Genomic DNA, 18,793 nt, shown 5'->3' with positions numbered 1-18,793 from the left:
GGAAGGCCGTTCTATCGTCGTGATGTATCGAGTCGATACATCAGTGTGAGATAAAGACGTGGCGGACAGAGGGGAGGCGATCATGAGCCGGCGCTCCGGCATCCTTGAGTTCGCCGTCCTCGGCCTGCTGCGCGAGTCCCCGATGCACGGCTATGAGCTGCGCAAACGACTCAACACGTCACTGGGCGTGTTCCGGGCGTTCAGCTACGGGACCCTGTACCCCTGTCTCAAGACGCTGGTCACCAACGGCTGGTTGATCGAGGAACCGGGCAGTACCCATGAGGACGCCCTGGCCGCTCCCCTCACCGGGCGCCGCGCCAAAATCGTCTACCGGTTGACGGCAGAAGGTAAGGAGCACTTCGAGGAGCTGCTCTCGCAGACCGGTCCTGACGCGTACGAGGACGAGCACTTCGCCGCACGGTTCGCCTTCTTCGGGCAGACCTCGCGGGACGTGCGCATGCGCGTGCTGGAGGGCCGGCGCAGCCGCCTGGAGGAGCGTCTGGAGAAGATGCGCGCCTCCCTGGCGCGCACCCGAGAGCGTCTCGACGACTACACGCTTGAGCTCCAGCGCCACGGAATGGAGTCCGTGGAGCGCGAAGTGCGCTGGCTGAACGAGCTCATCGAGAGCGAGCGGGCCGGGCGGGACCTGAAGGGTCCCGCGTCCGGGGGCGCCGCTCAGCAGGACACCACCACTGGATCGACGGGCGGCCTGCCCCGTACCGGAAAGCACTTCGGTTCGGATACGCCCGGCGACACCGCCACGTGAGCCCCACTCAGGGCCTCACTCGTACACACAGGGAGCAACCGGAATGGGTTCGGTTCGCGTAGCCATCGTCGGCGTGGGCAACTGCGCCGCGTCGCTGGTGCAGGGCGTCGAGTACTACAAGGACGCCGACCCGGCGTCCAAGGTCCCCGGCCTGATGCACGTGCAGTTCGGCGACTACCACGTCGGTGACGTCGAGTTCGTCGCCGCGTTCGACGTCGACGCGAAGAAGGTCGGCCTCGACCTCTCGGACGCCATCGGTGCCAGCGAGAACAACACCATCAAGATCTGCGACGTCCCGAACACGGGCGTCACGGTCCAGCGCGGCCACACCCTCGACGGTCTCGGCAAGTACTACCGACTGACCATCGAGGAGTCCGCCGAGGAGCCCGTGGACGTCGTCCAGGTCCTCAAGGACAAGCAGGTCGACGTTCTCGTCTGCTACCTGCCCGTGGGCTCCGAGGACGCGGCGAAGTTCTACGCCCAGTGCGCCATCGACGCCAAGGTCGCCTTCGTCAACGCCCTCCCGGTCTTCATCGCCGGCACCAAGGAGTGGGCGGACAAGTTCACCGAGGCGGGTGTGCCGATCGTCGGTGACGACATCAAGTCCCAGGTCGGCGCCACCATCACGCACCGCGTGATGGCGAAGCTGTTCGAAGACCGCGGTGTCCGCCTCGAGCGCACGATGCAGCTCAACGTCGGCGGCAACATGGACTTCAAGAACATGCTCGAGCGTGACCGCCTCGAGTCGAAGAAGATCTCCAAGACGCAGGCCGTCACCTCCCAGATCCCCGACCGGGACCTCGGCGAGAAGAACGTCCACATCGGCCCGTCCGACTACGTGGCCTGGCTGGACGACCGCAAGTGGGCCTACGTCCGTCTCGAGGGCCGCGCTTTCGGTGACGTTCCGCTGAACCTGGAGTACAAGCTCGAGGTCTGGGACTCCCCGAACTCCGCGGGTGTCATCATCGACGCCCTGCGCGCCGCGAAGATCGCCAAGGACCGCGGTATCGGGGGCCCGATCCTGTCCGCGTCCTCGTACTTCATGAAGTCCCCGCCGGTCCAGTACTTCGACGACGAGGCCTACGAGAACGTCGAGAAGTTCATCCGCGGCGAGGTCGAGCGCTAAGCACGCCGGTCCGGCCGCCCAGCGCGCCGAAGAGAACGCTCCTGCCAGGGCTGCGAAGGGTCCCCGGGTCTCCCGACCCGGGGACCCTTCGCATATGTGAGGGTGGGGCCATGCCCGTCGTCCGTGACCTGCGCGTCCTGCTGCGTCTGCGGGACTTCCGCCGCCTTCTGACCGTGCGCCTGCTGTCCCAGGGAGCCGACGGCGTCTACCAGATCGCACTGGCCGCGTACGTCGTCTTCTCCCCGGAGAAGCAGACCTCGGCGGCGGCGATCGCCTCGGCGATGGCGGTCCTGCTGCTGCCCTACTCGCTGGTCGGCCCCTTCGCCGGCGTCCTGCTGGACCGCTGGCGGCGCCGCCAGGTCTTCGTGTACGGCAATCTGCTGCGCGCCCTGCTGGCGGGAGCCACCGCCGTGCTGATGGTCAGCCAAGTGCCGGACTGGCTGTTCTACGCCTCCGCGCTGTGCGTCACGGCCGTCAACCGTTTCGTCCTCGCCGGGCTGTCGGCCGCCCTGCCGCGTGTGGTCGATACCGAACGCCTGGTGATCGCCAACTCCTTGTCGCCCACGGCAGGAACGCTCGCCGCGACGGCCGGGGGCGGCCTCGCCTTCGTGGTCCGGCTCGCGGCATCGGATTCCGATGCCGCGGTGGTACTGCTGGGGGCTTTCCTCTATCTGTGTGCGGCGCTGACCGCCCTGAGCATGGCTCCCGCTCTACTCGGTCCCGACCGTGAGCCCGCACAGCCTCATCTGAGGACGGCGCTTCTCGACACCGCACGGGACCTGCTATCGGCCGTCCGGCACCTGGCCGCGCCCGGCCGCCGGGAGGCGGCCTGGGCGCTGGCCGCCATGACGCTGATGCGCTTCTGCTACGGAGCGCTCCTCGTGCTGCTGCTCATGCTGTGCCGCTACGCCCTCTCCACGACTCCCGAGGAAGGACTGCGGCTCCTCGGACTCGGTCTGGCCGTGTCCGGTGCGGGCTTCTTCACGGCCGCCGTGGTGACGCCCTGGGCAGTGGGACGGCTCGGGCCGGGCCGCTGGATCGCGGTGTGCGCCGGCACAGCCACCGTGCTGGAGCCCGCACTCGGCCTGCCGTTCGCCACCGGCCCCCTCCTGGTGGCCGCGTTCGTCCTGGGCCTGATCACCCAGGGAGCCAAGATCGCCACGGACACCGTCGTCCAGACGTCGGTGGAGGACGCCTTCAGGGGCCGGATCTTCGCGGTGTACGACGTCCTCTTCAACATCGCCTTCGTCGGTGCCGCCGGAGTCGCCGCGCTGATGCTCCCGCCCGATGGACGCTCAGTCCTGTTGGTGGTTCTCGTCGCGCTGATCTATGGCGGGGTGGCTGTGGGCATGGCCCACTGCGAGCGACACCGCGGCAGAGACAGTCGAGGGGGCGATGTTTCACGTGAAACATCGCCCCCTCGATAGACCGTGGGGTCGTGTTTCACGTGAAACACGACCCCACCGCCCCGCCGCATCTCAGCTTTGTCCGGCCCACCATTCCTTGAGGGCCGCCATCGCCTCGTCATACGCCATCGGGCCGTTCTCCAGGCGAAGCTCCAGCATGTGCTTGTACGCCTTGCCGATGACGGGGCCGGGGCTCACGCCCAGGATCTCCATGATCTGGTTGCCATCAAGATCCGGGCGGATCGAGTCCAGCTCCTCCTGCTCCTGGAGCTGGGCGATGCGCTCCTCCAGACCGTCATAGGCCCGCGACAGCGCGACCGCCTTCCGCTTGTTCCGCGTCGTGCAGTCGGACCGAGTCAGCTTGTGCAGGCGATCCAGCAGCGGGCCGGCGTCACGGACGTAGCGCCGTACCGCCGAGTCCGTCCACTCGCCGGTGCCGTACCCGTGGAAGCGCAGGTGGAGCTCAACGAGTCGTGAGACATCCTTCACCAGCTCGTTCGAGTACTTCAGAGCCGCCATTCGCTTCTTGGTCATCTTCGCGCCGACCACCTCATGGTGATGGAACGAGACGCGGCCGTCCTTCTCGAAGCGCCGGGTACGCGGCTTGCCGATGTCATGGAGCAGCGCGGCCAGGCGGAGTGTGAGGTCCGGCCCTTCCTGCTCCAGCGCGATCGCCTGTTCCAGCACGATCAGCGTGTGCTCGTAGACATCCTTGTGCCGGTGGTGCTCGTCACTCTCCAGGCGCAGCGCCGGCAGCTCGGGCAGGACATGGTCGGCCAGCCCGGTGTCGACCAGAAGGGTCAGGCCCTTGCGCGGCTGCTCGGAGAGGATCAGCTTGTTCAGCTCGTCCCGGACCCGCTCGGCCGAGACGATCTCGAGTCGCCCGGACATCTCCGTCATCGCGGTGACGACCTCGGGAGCGACCTGGAAGTCCAGCTGGGCGGCGAACCGGGCGGCCCGCATCATCCGCAGCGGATCGTCCGAGAACGACTCCTCGGGTGTACCGGGGGTGCGCAGCACCTGGGTCGCGAGGTCCTGAAGACCACCGTGCGGGTCGATGAACTCCTTCTCCGGCAGCGCCACGGCCATCGCGTTGACCGTGAAGTCGCGACGAACGAGGTCCTCCTCGATCGAGTCGCCGTAGGAGACCTCGGGCTTGCGTGAGGTGCGGTCGTACGCCTCCGACCGATAGGTGGTGATCTCGATCTGGAACTGCCAGTCGGTGTCCGCGACGCGGGCGCTCTTCTGCGCGCCGACCGTCCCGAAGGCGATCCCCACCTCCCAGACGGCGTCAGCCCACGGCCGCACGATCTTCAGTACGTCCTCGGGACGCGCGTCGGTGGTGAAGTCCAGGTCGTTGCCGAGCCGGCCGAGCAGCGCGTCCCGGACCGAGCCGCCCACCAGGGCGAGCGAGAACCCGGCCGCCTGGAAACGGCGGGCGAGGTCGTCGGCGACGGGGGCCACCCGCAGCAGCTCGCTGACCGCGCGGTGCTGCGCCTGGCTCAGGGCAGAGGGAGTGTCTTCGTTGGCGTTCGGCACAACAGAAGAGGGTACGTGTCCCCGGCGGCCCGGGTCGCCTCCATTGAGCGGCGCGGACACCTCCCGGCATACCCGCACAAGCGCTGTGCTTACGGCGTACAAGCGCTCTCCCCTCGATACTGGATATAGAGGACGTGGCGCCACCGCTTCCCGGTCTTGCGGAGCAGACCGCGGCACTTCCACTCAGCGCGCCTCGTTACCATGCGTGGACGCACATTCCGACGACCACTGACGACGACGAGGGACGGGCGAGCGCGTGGCCGAGGCGGCTGACTTCCAGGGGACCAGTGCCTCACCTGCCCGCCGGTGGCTGCGGCGCACCGGAGCACTGCTCGCCGGTGTGCCGCTGCTGGCGGGACTCCTGCAGCTGCCCGCAGCGGCGCCCGCACAGGCCGCCTCCTCCAGCCCGGTGTCCGTCTCCCTGGACTCGCTCAGCCCGGGCGCCCCCACGGACGGGGACACGGTGACCGTGTCCGGCACGGTGACGAACACCGGCAAGCAGAACGTCACCGGCGCCCATGTGGGCCTGCGGGTGGGCCCCCTGCTGAACACCCGCTCGGCGATCGACGCCGTCTCCCGGCACTCGGACGACCTCCGTACCCGCACCGGCCCCGAGGTCGGCGGCAAGTACGTGGAGAAGTTCGCCAAGCTCGCGCCCGGCGTCGCCCAGCACTTCAGCATCTCCGTCCCGGTGGATCAGCTCGACCTCGGCCAGGACGGCGTGTACGAGTTCGGTGTGGCCCTGTCCGGGCAGACCTCCGCCCAGCCCTGGGACCAGGTACTCGGCATCCAGCGGACGTTCCTGCCGTGGCAGCCGTCCGAGGCGGACACGAGGACCAGGACCACCTTCCTGTGGCCGTTGATCTCCACCTCCCACCTGACGGCGAGGACGGGCCCCGGTGAGCTGCAGACGCCGGTCTTCCGCAACGACGACCTGGCCAAGGAGATCGCACCGGGGGGCCGGCTGGCGCAGATGCTGGACCTGGGCAAGGACCTGGACGTCACCTGGGTGATCGACCCGGACCTGCTGGCCTCGGTGGACGCCATGGCGGGCAGCTACCGGCTCCAGGGCGAGGACGGCACCACCACGGCCGGCCCGCACCAGGCGGTCGCCAAGCAGTGGCTGGCGAAGCTCCAGAAGGCCGTCGTGGGCAAGGAGGTCGTCGCCCTGCCCTTCGCAGACCCGGACCTGGCCTCCCTGGCACACAGCGGTACCAGCGTCACCGGCTCGCTCAGCCACCTGAAGGACGCCACCGACGTCGCCGCCACCACCGTGAAGACCGTGCTTCACGTCACACCGACGACCGACTTCGCCTGGCCCGTGGAGGGCGCCGTCGACCCGTCGATCATGAAGGTCGCCACCTCCGCCGGAGCGGACCGTGTGATCGCGCGCAGCGACAGCCTCCAGGAGACCGCCGGACTGCCGTACACCCCGTCCGCGGCTCGCCCGGTCGGCGGCGGTACCACGGCGGTGGTCTCCGACACACGGCTGTCCACGGCCTTCGAGGACGACCTCACCAAGGCCGGCTCGGCGACACTCGCCGTCCAGCAGTTCCTGGCGCAGAGCCTGGAAGTGAACGCGCAGACGGACGCGCAGCGCAGCATCGTGGTCGCCCCGCAGCGCATGCCGTCGGCGAGCCAGGCGCAGGCGATGGCGAAGGCCGTGAAGGAGCTACAGGGCGGTACCTGGTCCCAGGCCCAGAACCTCACCGCGGCCGCCAAGGCCAAGCCGGACCCCGACGCCACCACCCGCATCCCGTCGACGTCCGCCTACCCCTCCTCGCTGCGCAAGCGGGAGCTCCCGAGGACGGCCTTCGAGCAGATCGCGCGCACCCAGGACAAGCTCGACAACTTCAAGGTGATTCTCAGCGACCAGTCCCGGGTGATCACCCCGTTCGGGCGGGCCATAAACCGTGAGATGTCCACGTCGTGGCGCGGCCGCGGTACCGAGGCGGACAGCTTCCGGGGCGACGTCGAGGCCTGGCTCGACGATCTGGCCGACCAGGTCAAGCTGATCGACAAGTCCGAGACGAAGCTCTCCGGACGCAGCGCCACCATCCCGGTGACCGTCCAGAACAACCTCGTGCAGCCCGTGAGCCACCTGGTCCTGCGGCTCACCTCGACGATGCCGACCCGCCTGAAGATCCACGGCAAGGGCTACGACGAGCAGCCCGTCGAGGTCTCCGGCGGCCACAGTCAGACCGTGAAGTTCACCACCGCGGCCAACGCCAACGGCCGCGTGACGGTCTTCGCCCAGCTCTACACCCAGGACGGCCAGGAGTACGGCGACCCGGTCAGCTTCGACGTGAAGGTCACCGAGGTCACCCCCACCGTCATGCTGGTCATCGGCGGCGGTGTGCTCCTGCTCGTCCTGGCCGGGTTCCGGATGTACACCCAGCGCAAGCGCGCGGTGGCCCGCCAGACGGACGACGACGGTCCCGGCACGGAGGGTGGGAAGACCGACGACGATCCCGGGAACCCCGACGCACCCGGAGACCGTCTCTCCGACGAGTCCGGCGCGGAGGACCCGGAGCAGCCGAGTGACCCTGCGCCGGACACCGCTCCGGAAAACACCGACCCGTCCGGGACGGGTGAGAGAGTGGACCGTTGAGCGATGTCGTGGCCGGTGTGGCCCGGGACGATGAGGTGGGGTAACCATGAACGCGCCGTACGACGGTGATCGCGGCCAGGGCGCGGCCGGCTCGGGCCACCCCGAGCCGTCGCCCGAGCCCGGCCAGGTGCCGCCGCAGCACGCGGCGGACATGTACCTCCAGGACGCCTACGACCAGGACCCCTACCGGGCGCGGGACCTCGCCGCCCAGGACCCGGTCGCCGAGGCGTTGTACGACCGTGCCGCGCACCCGCCGCCACCCCCGGGCACGTACGAGCAGCAGCAGCCGCTGTACGCCCCGCCGGCCCAGTCTCCGCACGCGCCGGACCCACGGGTCTGGGCGCAGACCCCGGCGCCGGAGCCCGACGGCGCCACCCCGTACCTGCCCTACGGCGACGATCCCCGCACGACCCAGTTCGTGGGCGTGGACGACCTGGTCACGCACTCCGGTGAGGAGTACCACGAGCCGGACGCCTTCGCGCACCTCTTCCGGGACCAGCAACAGGGCGGCGGGCCCGCGCCGATGGATCCCCCGGCCGTTCCCGGCCCCGTGGGGCCGGGCAGCGGTCAGGGTCCCGCGGGCCCCTACCCTGCGCCACCGCACGCACAGAGCCCGCAGCACCCGAACCGGTACGCGGACGCCTCGTACCAGTCCGGACCCACCGCTCCCGGCGGCCCCACGCCGCCGTCGGTGCCGGCCCCCGCCGCGGCTCCCGCGTCCGCCGGTGCGGCCGCCACCGCGACGGCCGCCCCGCCCGTCCCGAAGAAGGGCGGGAAGGCAGCGGGGCTGCTGAAGTCCAGCGCGGTCATGGCGGCGGGCACGATGGTCTCCCGGCTCACCGGGTTCGTCCGCTCCGCGCTGATCGCCGCCGCACTGGGTCTCGGCCTGCTCGCCGACTCGTTCCAGGTGGCCTACCAGCTGCCCACGATGATCTACATCCTCACCGTCGGCGGTGGCCTCAACTCCGTCTTCGTGCCGCAGCTGGTGCGCTCCATGAAGGAGGACGAGGACGGCGGCGAGGCCTTCGCCAACCGCCTGCTGACCCTCGTGATGGTGGCCCTGGCCGCGCTGACCGGTCTCGCCATGTTCGCGGCGCCGTTGCTGGTGCGGCTGCTGTCACCCACCATCGCGGACGATCCGGCGGCCAACGAGGTCGCGGTCACCTTCACCCGTTACTTCCTGCCCTCGATCTTCTTCATGGGCATCCACGTGGTGATGGGTCAGATCCTGAACGCACGCGGCAAGTTCGGCGCGATGATGTGGACCCCGGTCCTGAACAACATCGTCATCATCATCTCGCTCGGCATGTTCATCTGGGTCTACGGCACCGCGGCCAACTCCCACCTGGCCGTCGAGAGCATCCCGCCCCAGGGCCAGCGGCTGCTCGGCGCCGGTGTGCTGCTCGGTCTTGTGGTGCAGTCGCTCGCGATGATCCCGTACCTGCGGGAAACCGGGTTCCGGATCCGGCTGCGCTTCGACTGGAGGGGCCAAGGCCTCGGCAAGGCCGCGATGCTCGCCAAGTGGACGGTCCTGTTCGTGCTCGCCAACCAGCTGGGCGCCATGGTCGTGACCCAGCTGTCCACCGCCGCGGGTGACGACTCCGGTGTCAAGGGAACCGGCTTCGCCGCCTACGCCAACGCCCAGCTGATCTGGGGTCTGCCGCAGGCCATCATCACGGTGTCCCTGATGGCGGCGCTGCTGCCGCGCATCTCGCGCTCGGCCGCCGAGGGCGACGGCGGAGCCGTCCGCGACGACATCTCCCAGGGGCTGCGCACCACCGCGGTCGCCATCGTGCCCATCGCCTTCGGCTTCCTCGCGCTCGGCATCCCGATGTGCACGCTGATCTTCGGCTCGGCGGGCATCAGCTCGGCCACCAACATGGGTTACATGCTGATGGCCTTCGGCCTCGGCCTGATCCCGTACTCGGTGCAGTACGTCGTCCTGCGTGCCTTCTACGCGTACGAGGACACCCGCACCCCCTTCTACAACACCGTCATCGTGGCGGCGGTCAACGCCGCTGTCTCGGGGCTCTGCTACTTCCTGCTGCCGTCCCGCTGGGCGGTGGCGGGCATGGCCGCCGCGTACGGCCTCGCCTACGCGATCGGGGTGGGTGTCGCCTGGCGGCGGCTGCGCAAGCGGCTCGGCGGTGACCTGGACGGCGCCCGGGTGCTGCGGACCTACGCCCGGCTCGGCATCGCCTCGGTGCCGGCGGCTCTGCTCAGCGGTGCGGCCTGCTACGGCATCGGGCACACCCTCGGCCAGGGCGTCGTCGGTTCGTTCGCCGCGCTGATCGCCGGTGGCGCGGTCCTGCTCGGCGTCTTCTTCGTCGCCGCCCGCAAGATGCGGATCGAGGAACTCAACTCGCTCGTGGGTATGGTCCGCGGGCGTCTGGGGCGCTGAGGCGGGGGTAGGCGCACAACCATCGTCCGCGGCTGTGTGTCGTGCATAGCGCCGGACTGTGGGCACAATTGGATTCGGCGTCGGACAGCGTGCAACGGATGGGGAGGCAGGGACGACGGTGGCGGAACGGAGCACGGCTGCCGTCGACGTGGCAGACAACAGCGGTGACGAGCCGCTGACCGCGAAGGCGGACCAGTCCACGGCCGACGGGGTGGCCCATGACCCGGAGCGGGATACGGACAGCGACGAGGCACAGGGGAGCGGCGGGACGGAGGGCCCCGGCAAGAAGGCTTCACCGCCCGAACTGCACAGCGGTCACAAGCTCGCCAGACGCTACCGCCTCGAGGAGTGCGTCACCCGTCTGGACGGATTCAGCAGTTGGCGTGCGGTCGACGAGAAACTCCGTCGTGCCGTGGGCGTCCACATCCTGCCCGCCGATCATGTGCGGGCACGGTCGGTACTGGCCGCCGCCCGGTCCTCGGCGCTGCTCGGTGACCCGCGCTTCGTCCAGGTCCTCGATGCCGTCGAGGAGAACGACCTCGTCTACGTCGTGCACGAATGGCTGCCCGACGCCACCGAACTGACCTCGCTGCTCGCGGCCGGCCCACTGGAGCCGCACGACGCCTACCAGATGGTCAGTCAGGTCGCCTCCGCCATGGCCGCCGCTCACCGCGAAGGCCTCGCCCATCTTCGGCTGAACCCGAACGCCGTCCTGCGCGCCTCCACCGGCCAGTGGCGCATCCGCGGTCTGGCCGTGAACGCGGCGCTGCGCGGCATCAGCTCCGACACCCCGCAGCGCACGGACACCGAATCCATCGGCGCCCTGCTGTACGCGGCCCTCACCCAGCGCTGGCCGTACGAGAACGACGCCTACGGCCTGTCAGGGCTGCCCAAGGACATCGGCCTGATCGCACCGGACCAGGTACGGGCCGGTGTGCACCGCGGCCTGTCCGAGCTCGCCATGCGAGCCCTGGTCAACGACGGCGCCACCGCCTCGCGTCACGAGGCCGCGTGCACCACGCCGGAGGAACTGGTCAAGGCGATCGGTGAGATGCCCCGCATCCGCCCGCCGGAGCCGGCCTTCACCGCGCCGCCGGAGTACCAGCGCACCACGTACCAGCAGGGCACCTACGGCCGCCCCGCTCCGCACCCCGGCGTCACCCAGCCGCTCACGCCCCCGCCGCCCCCGCTGCAGAGCCGCACCGGCAAGGTCCTGAAGTGGGCCGTCTCCGCCCTGCTCATCGCCGCTCTGGGCCTGGGCAGCTGGCAGCTCGCGGACGCCCTGATGGACCGGAGCGACAACCCCAACGACACCAACAACACCCAGACGCAGGACGGCGGCGACAAGAGCCCGAAGAAGCCCACGGACGGCAAGCCCATCGCCATCAAGGGCGCCCGGGAGTTTATGCCGAGCGGTTCTGGCATAAAGGAGGATCAGGTTCCCTTGGCTATCGACGGGGACCCTGATACTGCATGGGTAACGCCTCAATACCGGGGATACGCGAATTTCGGCAACCTTCCAGCCCGGAAGGAAGGTAGCGGACTGATCGTCGATCTCGGAGAGGTGAAGAACGTGGCGTCCATCGATACTCTTATGTACAGAAGCGGACAAACCATCGAGATTTTGGCCGCCGACGCCAATACTGATAACCCTTCGTCATTGAGCGATTTTCCACAGCAGGTCGCGGCGTCGAAAAAAGCTGATCTTGAAACGAAGGTCACGCCGTCCAAGCCGATCCGCACTCGGTATCTACTCATTCACATCACCGAACTACCCACGGACGGATCACCGGGACTTTTCAGGGGTGGGGTTTCAGAGATCAAGCTCACGGGCTAGAGGGCAGACAGTAACGTGGGGAAGAAAGGAACGCCTCTTCCCCACGTTGACCGCTTTACGGCTCAGAGGTTAGCGGTAAGAAGTCCAGTCCGCTCGGCAGAAGGCAAGCGCCTGGTCCCCCTCAAAAATGCCGACGTCTACGGTCGCTCCCTCGATTCCCTTAGGGTCAGAGGCATAGGTGTTCCAGTATCCCGAGTCGCCCTTGCCGCCATATATGTGATGCCAAGGCCAGTAAACAGTGGCCCCAGTTCCATTCTTGGTTACCAGTCGTATGGCAGCATGGTGGCCGTCCGCAGCCGTGTCCGAAAGGTGCAGCTCAAGGGGATCCAGCTTGGTGTAGCTGGCCCAGCTTCCATACCACCAACCCTCAGAGCCGTCGGAATGGCAATATGCGCTTGATGCAGCCGAGGCCGACGATACCGATGTGGACAGCACGGCAGCAGCCATGACCATCACAGTGGCCATAGATCGAAACCTAAACAAAACATACCCCCCAATTGGTTGACATGGACATACTATAGCTACTCCGGGGTGGCCGAAGTGATTCGAGCGAGGGGAATGCGAATAGAATGACCTAATCCTCCTCTCATGTAGAATCGCAGCCTGCTCCCTTTGTCAAATCCCATCACAGGGGGAGGTAAGTGATCGAAGAGAACATTACGGACGCCGAACTGCTCGCCCGACACGTGGAAGGCGACCCCGATTGCTTCGCTGAGATCGTCCGACGGCATCGGGACCGGCTCTGGGCCGTGGCGCTTAGGACGCTGGGCGACCGGGAGGAGGCCGCTGACGCCGTCCAGGACGCCCTGGTGTCCGCCTATCGGGCCGCGCACACCTTTCGGGGTCAATCGGCCGTCACGACCTGGCTGCACCGGATCACCGTGAACGCCTGTCTCGACCGCGCGCGGAAGGCCGCCACCCGGAAGACCGCCCCGGTCGACGACACCGAGCGGCTGGAGCAGTTGCTGGAGCCGCATGAGTCCGCCTCGGCTCCCGCCGAGCGGAACGATCTGCACCGGCAGCTCCTGGAGGCGCTCGGCACGCTTCCCTACGAGCAGCGCGCTGCTCTGGTCCTGGTGGACATGCAGGGCTACCCCGTCGCCGAGGCCGCCCGGATCCTCGATGTGCCGCCCGGGACGGTGAAGAGCCGGTGCGCCCGGGGCAGAGCCAGGCTTCTTCCATTGCTCGGCCATCTGCGGCCCGGAAACACCAGTGACGAAAAAGAACCCGCTCCCGGACGGAACCGGATGCAGGGGACATCCGTCCCACCTGCAACGGGCCTTCACGGCAGAGATGCCGGAGGTACGGGTCCGAGTGATTCAGCAGTGGCGAAGGGCGGAGGTGGGCGAGCGTGACTTCCACGACAGACACGGCCGGGCACCCGGACGTCGCGGAGATCTCCGACCTCACTGAGGGCCTGCTCCCGCCGGACCGGGGCGTCGAGGTGCGGCGGCACCTGGAAGCGTGCGAGCCGTGTGCGGACGTCCTCGCCTCCCTGGAGGAGATCCGAGGGTTGTTGGGCACGCTCGAGGACGTCCCCCGCATGCCCGCGGACATCGTCGGCCGCCTCGACGCCGCCCTCGCCGCGGAGGCAGCCGACACCGCCTCTGACGCCAGTCACGCGTCGGTTCTGGTTTTCGGGACGGAGGCACCGACGGACGAGGAGAGCGGTGGCCGTGTTTCACGTGAAACATCGAACCCGTCGGGCCGCCCTGCTGGACGGTCCACCGCAGCGACTGGCCCGGGACGCAAGGGTGCCAGGCGTGGGCGTCGCCGGAGGACGGTAGTCCTGGGTTCCCTTCTCACGGCCGCGGTCCTGGGCGCCGGATCCCTGGTCCTGCAGTCCCTGAACAGTGGAGGATCCGGTACGACGGCTCACGGCACTGCAGCGCCGTCCGCCGGCAGCTTCTCAGGGGACAGCGTCCAGAGTCAGGTCAAGGATCTGCTGGCCGCGGGGAAATCCAGGCAGCATCGCTCCAGTGAGCCGCGGTCGGGGGTCGAGACCGAGCAAACCGGCCCCGGGTCCACTCAGAGCGCCAACACGCTGCTTCAGTCCCAGCCCCCAGTCCCTGACTGCGTCCGTCAGGCGATCAACAGCCACGACGACGTCCTGGGCTCCAAGACCGGCATCTATGCCGGTAGGAGCGCCTACCTGGTCGTGGTGCCCGACGCCCGCGACAGCACCCGCGTCACCGCCTATGTCGTCGACGCGGAGTGCGTCCATCAGCAGCCGAACTCCGTCAGCAAGGTACTGATGAAGCAGTCGTTTCCCCGGTCCTGAGTTCGTCGGAGGATTCCTCGGCGCCTGTGCGGTCATCCGTACCCCATGCCATCCCCGTGTGCCCGGACACACCGGGAATGCGGACCCCCTAGGATCCGTTGGGTGGGTGAGAGCTCCGAAAGGGGCTCCACCGGTCGACTGACACAGACCAGAGACGAGGAATCAAGCCGTGAGCGACGTCCGTAACGTGATCATCATCGGCTCCGGGCCCGCAGGCTACACGGCGGCGCTCTACACCGCGCGCGCGTCGCTGAAGCCCCTGGTGTTCGAGGGTGCCGTCACCGCCGGCGGTGCCCTGATGAACACCACCGAGGTGGAGAACTTCCCGGGCTTCCGCGACGGCATCATGGGCCCCGACCTGATGGACAACATGCGGGCCCAGGCAGAGCGCTTCGGCGCCGAGCTGATCCCGGACGACATCGTCTCCGTCGATCTGACCGGTGAGATCAAGACCGTCACGGACACCGCCGGAACGGTCCACCAGGCCAAGGCCGTGATCGTCACGACCGGTTCCCAGCACCGCAAGCTCGGTCTGCCGAACGAGGACGCCCTCTCCGGCCGCGGTGTCTCCTGGTGCGCCACCTGTGACGGGTTCTTCTTCAAGGACCAGGACATCGCCGTGATCGGCGGCGGCGACACCGCGATGGAGGAGGCCACCTTCCTCTCCCGGTTCGCCAAGTCGGTCACGATCGTGCACCGCCGGGACACGCTGCGCGCCTCCAAGGCGATGCAGGAGCGTGCCTTCGGCGACCCGAAGATCAAGTTCGTCTGGGACAGCGAGGTCGCCGAGGTCCAGGGCGACCAGAAGCTCTCCGGGCTCAAGCTGCGCAACATCAAGACCGGCGAGCTGTCGGAGCTGCCGGTGACCGGTCTGTTCATCGCGATCGGCCACGACCCGCGCACCGAGCTCTTCAAGGGCCAGCTGGACCTCGACGAGGAGGGGTACCTGAAGGTCGACGCCCCCTCCACCCGCACTAACGTGACCGGCGTCTTCGGCGCCGGTGACGTGGTCGACCACACCTACCGGCAGGCGATCACCGCGGCCGGTACCGGCTGCTCCGCCGCTCTCGACGCCGAGCGCTTCCTCGCCGCCCTCGCCGACGAGGACAAGGCCGAGCCCGAGAAGACCGCCGCCGTCTGAACCGCCGCCGTCCGATCCTCGCCCACCTCCGCCTCACCGCACGACCAAGTTAAGGAGCCCGCCGTGGCCGGCACTCTGAAGAACGTGACCGACGACTCCTTCGATCAGGACGTCCTCAAGAACGACAAGCCCGTCCTGGTGGACTTCTGGGCCGCCTGGTGTGGTCCTTGCCGCCAGATCGCCCCGTCGCTGGAGGCGATCGCCGCCGAATACGGCGACAAGATCGAGATCGTCAAGCTCAACATCGACGAGAACCCGGGTACGGCCGCCAAGTACGGCGTCATGTCCATCCCGACCCTGAACGTCTACCAGCGTGGCGAGGTGGCCAAGACGATCGTGGGCGCCAAGCCGAAGGCCGCCATCGTGCGGGACCTCGAGGAGTTCATCGCCGAGTAGTCGGTCGATGCCGTCGAACCGGCGGCGCATGTTTCACGTGAAACACGAATGGGCCAACCCCAACGGGTTGGCCCATTCGCATGATCGGGCTCCGCTGACACCGCCCTCTACAGCGGCCGCAGTGCCGGTTCCTTCTGAACCGCCCCCAACAGCCGGTCCAGAGCCAGCTCCACGTCTTCCTTCCAGGAGAGGGCCGAGCGAAGATCCAGCCGCAGACGGGGATGCGCGGGATGCTGCCGGACCGTCTTGAACCCCACGGCCAGGAGATGGTCTGCGGGAAGCAGACAGGCGGGCTCCTTCCAGCGGGCATCACCGAACGCCTCGATCGCCTTGAAGCCGCGGCGAAGGAGATCCTTGGCAACCGTCTGAACCATCACCCTGCCCAGCCCCTGTCCCTGATAACGGGGCAGGATGAACGCCGTCATGAGCTGGACGGCATCCGGTGAGAGCGGACTCGTGGGAAAGGCCATGGAGCGCGGCACATAGGCAGGCGGCGCGTAGAGCACGAAGCCAACCGGGACATCGTCGACGTAGACCACCCGGCCGCACGATCCCCAGTCCAGCAGCACGGCGGAGATCCAGGATTCCTTCTCCAGCGCGGACGTACCGGCCTTTACCGCGGCCTCGCCGCTGACGGGATCCAGCTCCCAGAAGACACACGAACGGCAGCGCCCGGGGAGGTCTTCGAGGTTGTCCAGCGTGAGCGGTACGACCCGACGCCCCATGAAAGCTGTTCCTCGCTTCCTCCGCCCGCCGCATCGCGAGCTGCTGTCAGGACGCTCCATTGCCTGAGCAGGCTGCCGACGAATCCGCCGACGACCCCGATACCCAGGCCCGCGCTCACCAATCCGGTGCGGCTCATCGATCGCATGGCCCCTGTCTCCCCACTCAGAGATCCGCCAGGTGGATGCGCCATACCCACTCGCATCGTATCCACGAAGCGAGTGGGTCGATACCGCCTCAAAGCAAAGAGCGGACCGCCTTCCGGTACAACCGGATGCCGTCCGCTCTTCAGCTCACTGGGGCGTGACTGACAATCAGTCGTCGGCCTCGCCGGCCGCGCTCTCCTGCAGGCTCTGTTGGAGGGCCAGGCGCTCACCGGGAGCGAGCGTGTTCAGAATCCGCTCGAGGTCCTCCGGGGAGGCGAACTCCACGGTGATCTTGCCCTTCTTCTGGCCCAGCTCGACCTTCACCCGCGTCTCGAAGCGGTCCGACAGCCGCGTCGCCAGCTCATTGAACGCCGGAGAGACCCGCCCTCCGGCCCTGAGGCCCTTGGCCCGCGAAGCCTTCTGAGGCCGCGAGCCCATCAAGGTCACGATCTCCTCGACGGCCCGAACGGACAGCCCCTCCGCCACAATGCGGTGAGCAAGCCGATCCTGCTCCTCCGAGTCCTCGACGGACAGCAGCGCTCGGGCATGGCCCGCCGAGAGGACACCAGCGGCCACCCGCTTCTGCACGGCCGGTGAGAGCCTCAGCAGACGCAGAGTGTTGGAGACCTGCGGACGCGAGCGCCCGATCCGGTCGGCCAACTGGTCATGGGTGCAGTTGAAGTCCTTCAGGAGCTGGTCGTAGGCCGCTGCCTCTTCCAGCGGGTTGAGCTGCGCGCGGTGCAGGTTCTCCAGCAGGGCGTCAAGCAGGAGCTTCTCGTCATCGGTGGCCCGCACAATCGCCGGGATGGCCTCAAGACCGGCCTCACGGCAGGCCCGCCAGCGCCGCTCACCCATGATCAGCTCATAGCGGGCGGGGCCGATCTGCCGGACGACGACGGGCTGGAGGAGACCGACTTCCTGGATGGAGGTGATCAGCTCGTGGAGTGCGTCCTCGTCGAAGACCTCACGCGGCTGGCGCGGGTTCGGCGTGATGGAGTCGAGGGGGAGCTCAGCGAAATGAGCCCCCACCGGAGGCGCGGGCACCTCCACGGCTGGGACCGCCGGAGGCTCCTCGGTCCCCTGTGACACAGACGGCAGCGTGGCCACCTTCGCCGCGGCCACCCCACGGTCCGACATCATCGGCACCGCGGCCGGGGATGTGGAAGCCTGGCTCCCCATCCCGGCCTGAGCCGGTTCCTTCTCGGTCGGGGCAGCAGGGATCAGTGCGCCGAGCCCACGGCCCAGCCCCCTCCGTCGCTCACTCACTGGATGCCCTCCACCATGTTCGGATCGTTCTGGGCGCCGATGTGGGCCTGGCTCGCGTCATAGCTGATGCCAACGCCCCTCAGCGCGATTTCTCGGGCGGCCTCAAGGTAGGAGAGAGCGCCGCTCGATCCAGGATCGTAAGTCAGCACCGTCTGCCCGTAACTCGGCGCCTCGGAGATACGGACCGAGCGGGGAATGCTTGTCCGCAGCACCTCGTCACCGAAGTGGGTGCGCACCTCGTCCGCGACCTGCGAGGCGAGACGCGTGCGGCCGTCGTACATGGTGAGCAGGATGGTCGACACATGCAGAGTGGGATTGAGGTGGCCTCGCACCAGGTCGACGTTGCGCAGCAGTTGCCCCAGACCCTCCAGCGCGTAGTACTCGCACTGAATGGGGATGAGAACCTCCTGGCCGGCGACGAGAGCGTTGACCGTCAGCAGACCCAGCGACGGCGGGCAGTCGATGAGGACGTAGTCCAGCGGCTGCTCGTACGCCTGGATCGCCCGCTGCAGCCGGCTCTCCCGGGCCACGAGGGAAACCAGCTCGATCTCCGCACCGGCGAGATCGATGGTGGCCGGGGCGCAGAAGAGGCCTTCGACGTCCGGGACGGGCTGGACGACCTCCGCGAGAGGTTTGCTCTCCACCAGGACGTCGTAGATCGACGGAACCTCGGCGTGGTGATCGATCCCCAGCGCCGTCGAGGCGTTGCCCTGTGGGTCGAGGTCGATCACTAGGACGCGGCCGCCGTGCAGAGCCAGCGAAGCGGCAAGGTTGACGGTCGTCGTCGTCTTACCGACGCCGCCCTTCTGGTTGGCGACCACGATGACTCGGGTCTGCTCGGGTCGTGGCAGGCCCTCGCCTGCTCGCCCCAGAGCTTCCACCGCCAGCTGGGCAGCACGACCGATGGGAGTGTCGTCCATCGGAGGCGGTGTTTCACGTGAAACATCCGCCCCCATCGACTCGGTACGGGGACCGGGGACCGGATCGGTCATCGGTCCCGCGATGTTGGCGTCGGACCGCAAGGATTCACTCTCCTCGACTTCAGGCTCGCAATGAACAGAGCCTCCCATGTCTTCGGGGTCGTGAACCAGTGAGGCCTGTTGTTCTGTGGAGAAATCCACCTCTGTGGACAACTCCGCTGCCTTTCCGAGTGA

Annotated in this window: 14 protein-coding genes; 10 read left to right on the top strand and 4 right to left on the bottom strand. The window is 68.0% G+C overall.

What is annotated here, in order from left to right; genetic code table 11:
- Window positions 1-82: 82 nt before the first annotated feature.
- The 3 genes from ABZ478_RS13235 to ABZ478_RS13225 all read left to right on the top strand — a co-directional run bounded on the left by ABZ478_RS13235 (window position 83) and on the right by ABZ478_RS13225 (window position 3,319).
- Window positions 83-766, top strand: coding sequence for a helix-turn-helix transcriptional regulator (locus ABZ478_RS13235; protein WP_359548291.1), 684 nt, complete (start codon window positions 83-85; stop codon window positions 764-766).
- A 43-nt stretch (window positions 767-809) separates the two neighbouring features.
- The gene (locus tag ABZ478_RS13230; RefSeq protein WP_359548288.1) at window positions 810-1,892 is read left to right on the top strand and encodes an inositol-3-phosphate synthase; all 1,083 of its coding nucleotides are present in this window, start codon (window positions 810-812) and stop codon (window positions 1,890-1,892) included.
- Window positions 1,893-2,002: 110 nt separating this feature from the next.
- The gene (locus ABZ478_RS13225; protein WP_359548285.1) at window positions 2,003-3,319 is read left to right on the top strand and encodes an MFS transporter; all 1,317 of its coding nucleotides are present in this window, start codon (window positions 2,003-2,005) and stop codon (window positions 3,317-3,319) included.
- Between the two features lie 51 nt (window positions 3,320-3,370).
- Here ABZ478_RS13225 and ABZ478_RS13220 read toward each other — a convergent pair whose 3' ends face one another.
- Window positions 3,371-4,837, bottom strand: a complete 1,467-nt coding sequence (locus ABZ478_RS13220; protein WP_359548283.1) for a CCA tRNA nucleotidyltransferase — start codon at window positions 4,835-4,837, stop codon at window positions 3,371-3,373.
- 256 nt (window positions 4,838-5,093) lie between these two features.
- Here ABZ478_RS13220 and ABZ478_RS13215 point away from each other — a divergent pair, with 256 nt between their 5' ends.
- The 7 genes from ABZ478_RS13215 (at window position 5,094) to trxA (ending at window position 15,504) form a co-directional block, all read left to right on the top strand.
- Window positions 5,094-7,448, top strand: a complete 2,355-nt coding sequence (locus ABZ478_RS13215) for a DUF6049 family protein (protein ID WP_359548281.1) — start codon at window positions 5,094-5,096, stop codon at window positions 7,446-7,448.
- A gap of 46 nt (window positions 7,449-7,494) precedes the next feature.
- The gene (gene murJ, locus ABZ478_RS13210) at window positions 7,495-9,849 is read left to right on the top strand and encodes a murein biosynthesis integral membrane protein MurJ (RefSeq protein ID WP_359548278.1); all 2,355 of its coding nucleotides are present in this window, start codon (window positions 7,495-7,497) and stop codon (window positions 9,847-9,849) included.
- 118 nt (window positions 9,850-9,967) lie between these two features.
- Complete coding sequence (locus ABZ478_RS13205) at window positions 9,968-11,686, top strand: protein kinase family protein (RefSeq protein WP_359548276.1); 1,719 nt, start codon at window positions 9,968-9,970, stop codon at window positions 11,684-11,686.
- 641 nt (window positions 11,687-12,327) lie between these two features.
- Window positions 12,328-13,041 carry an RNA polymerase sigma factor SigM gene (gene sigM / locus ABZ478_RS13200; RefSeq protein ID WP_359548273.1) on the top strand — a complete coding sequence of 238 codons (714 nt, stop codon included), beginning with the start codon at window positions 12,328-12,330 and terminating at the stop codon, window positions 13,039-13,041.
- A complete protein-coding gene (locus ABZ478_RS13195) occupies window positions 13,038-13,967 on the top strand; it encodes a zf-HC2 domain-containing protein (RefSeq protein WP_359548270.1) in 930 nt (309 codons plus the stop codon). Before sigM ends, ABZ478_RS13195 begins: the two co-directional genes overlap by 4 nt.
- Before the next feature lie 169 nt (window positions 13,968-14,136).
- Complete coding sequence (trxB, locus tag ABZ478_RS13190; protein WP_359548268.1) at window positions 14,137-15,108, top strand: thioredoxin-disulfide reductase; 972 nt, start codon at window positions 14,137-14,139, stop codon at window positions 15,106-15,108.
- Window positions 15,109-15,171: 63 nt separating this feature from the next.
- Complete coding sequence (trxA, locus tag ABZ478_RS13185; protein ID WP_359548265.1) at window positions 15,172-15,504, top strand: thioredoxin; 333 nt, start codon at window positions 15,172-15,174, stop codon at window positions 15,502-15,504.
- A gap of 107 nt (window positions 15,505-15,611) precedes the next feature.
- Here trxA and ABZ478_RS13180 read toward each other — a convergent pair whose 3' ends face one another.
- The 3 genes from ABZ478_RS13180 to ABZ478_RS13170 all read right to left on the bottom strand — a co-directional run bounded on the left by ABZ478_RS13180 (window position 15,612) and on the right by ABZ478_RS13170 (window position 18,709).
- Window positions 15,612-16,229, bottom strand: a complete 618-nt coding sequence (locus ABZ478_RS13180) for a GNAT family N-acetyltransferase (protein ID WP_359548263.1) — start codon at window positions 16,227-16,229, stop codon at window positions 15,612-15,614.
- A gap of 312 nt (window positions 16,230-16,541) precedes the next feature.
- Window positions 16,542-17,639, bottom strand: a complete 1,098-nt coding sequence (locus ABZ478_RS13175; protein WP_359548260.1) for a ParB/RepB/Spo0J family partition protein — start codon at window positions 17,637-17,639, stop codon at window positions 16,542-16,544.
- Window positions 17,636-18,709: a ParA family protein gene (locus ABZ478_RS13170; protein ID WP_358929846.1), complete on the bottom strand. Its 1,074-nt coding sequence runs from the start codon at window positions 18,707-18,709 to the stop codon at window positions 17,636-17,638. Before ABZ478_RS13170 ends, ABZ478_RS13175 begins: the two co-directional genes overlap by 4 nt.
- Window positions 18,710-18,793 lie beyond the last annotated feature (84 nt).

Origin of the sequence: Streptomyces sp. NPDC005706, from assembly GCF_040631045.1 — a bacterium.
In the GTDB taxonomy this organism is placed as follows: Bacteria; Actinomycetota; Actinomycetes; order Streptomycetales; family Streptomycetaceae; genus Streptomyces.
The sequence above is the reverse complement of the archived record's forward strand: the minus strand, read 5'-3'. Positions and strand labels throughout refer to the sequence as shown.

Excerpts from the sequence above, each read along its gene's own strand:
- ABZ478_RS13170 (WP_358929846.1), bottom strand. The coding sequence starts at position 18,709 with ATGGGAGGCTCTGTTCATTGCGAGCCTGAAGTCGAGGAGAGTGAATCC.
- ABZ478_RS13225 (WP_359548285.1), top strand. The coding sequence starts at position 2,003 with ATGCCCGTCGTCCGTGACCTGCGCGTCCTGCTGCGTCTGCGGGACTTC.
- ABZ478_RS13180 (WP_359548263.1), bottom strand. The coding sequence starts at position 16,229 with ATGGGGCGTCGGGTCGTACCGCTCACGCTGGACAACCTCGAAGACCTC.
- ABZ478_RS13230 (WP_359548288.1), top strand. The coding sequence starts at position 810 with ATGGGTTCGGTTCGCGTAGCCATCGTCGGCGTGGGCAACTGCGCCGCG.
- murJ (WP_359548278.1), top strand. The coding sequence starts at position 7,495 with ATGAACGCGCCGTACGACGGTGATCGCGGCCAGGGCGCGGCCGGCTCG.
- ABZ478_RS13235 (WP_359548291.1), top strand. The coding sequence starts at position 83 with ATGAGCCGGCGCTCCGGCATCCTTGAGTTCGCCGTCCTCGGCCTGCTG.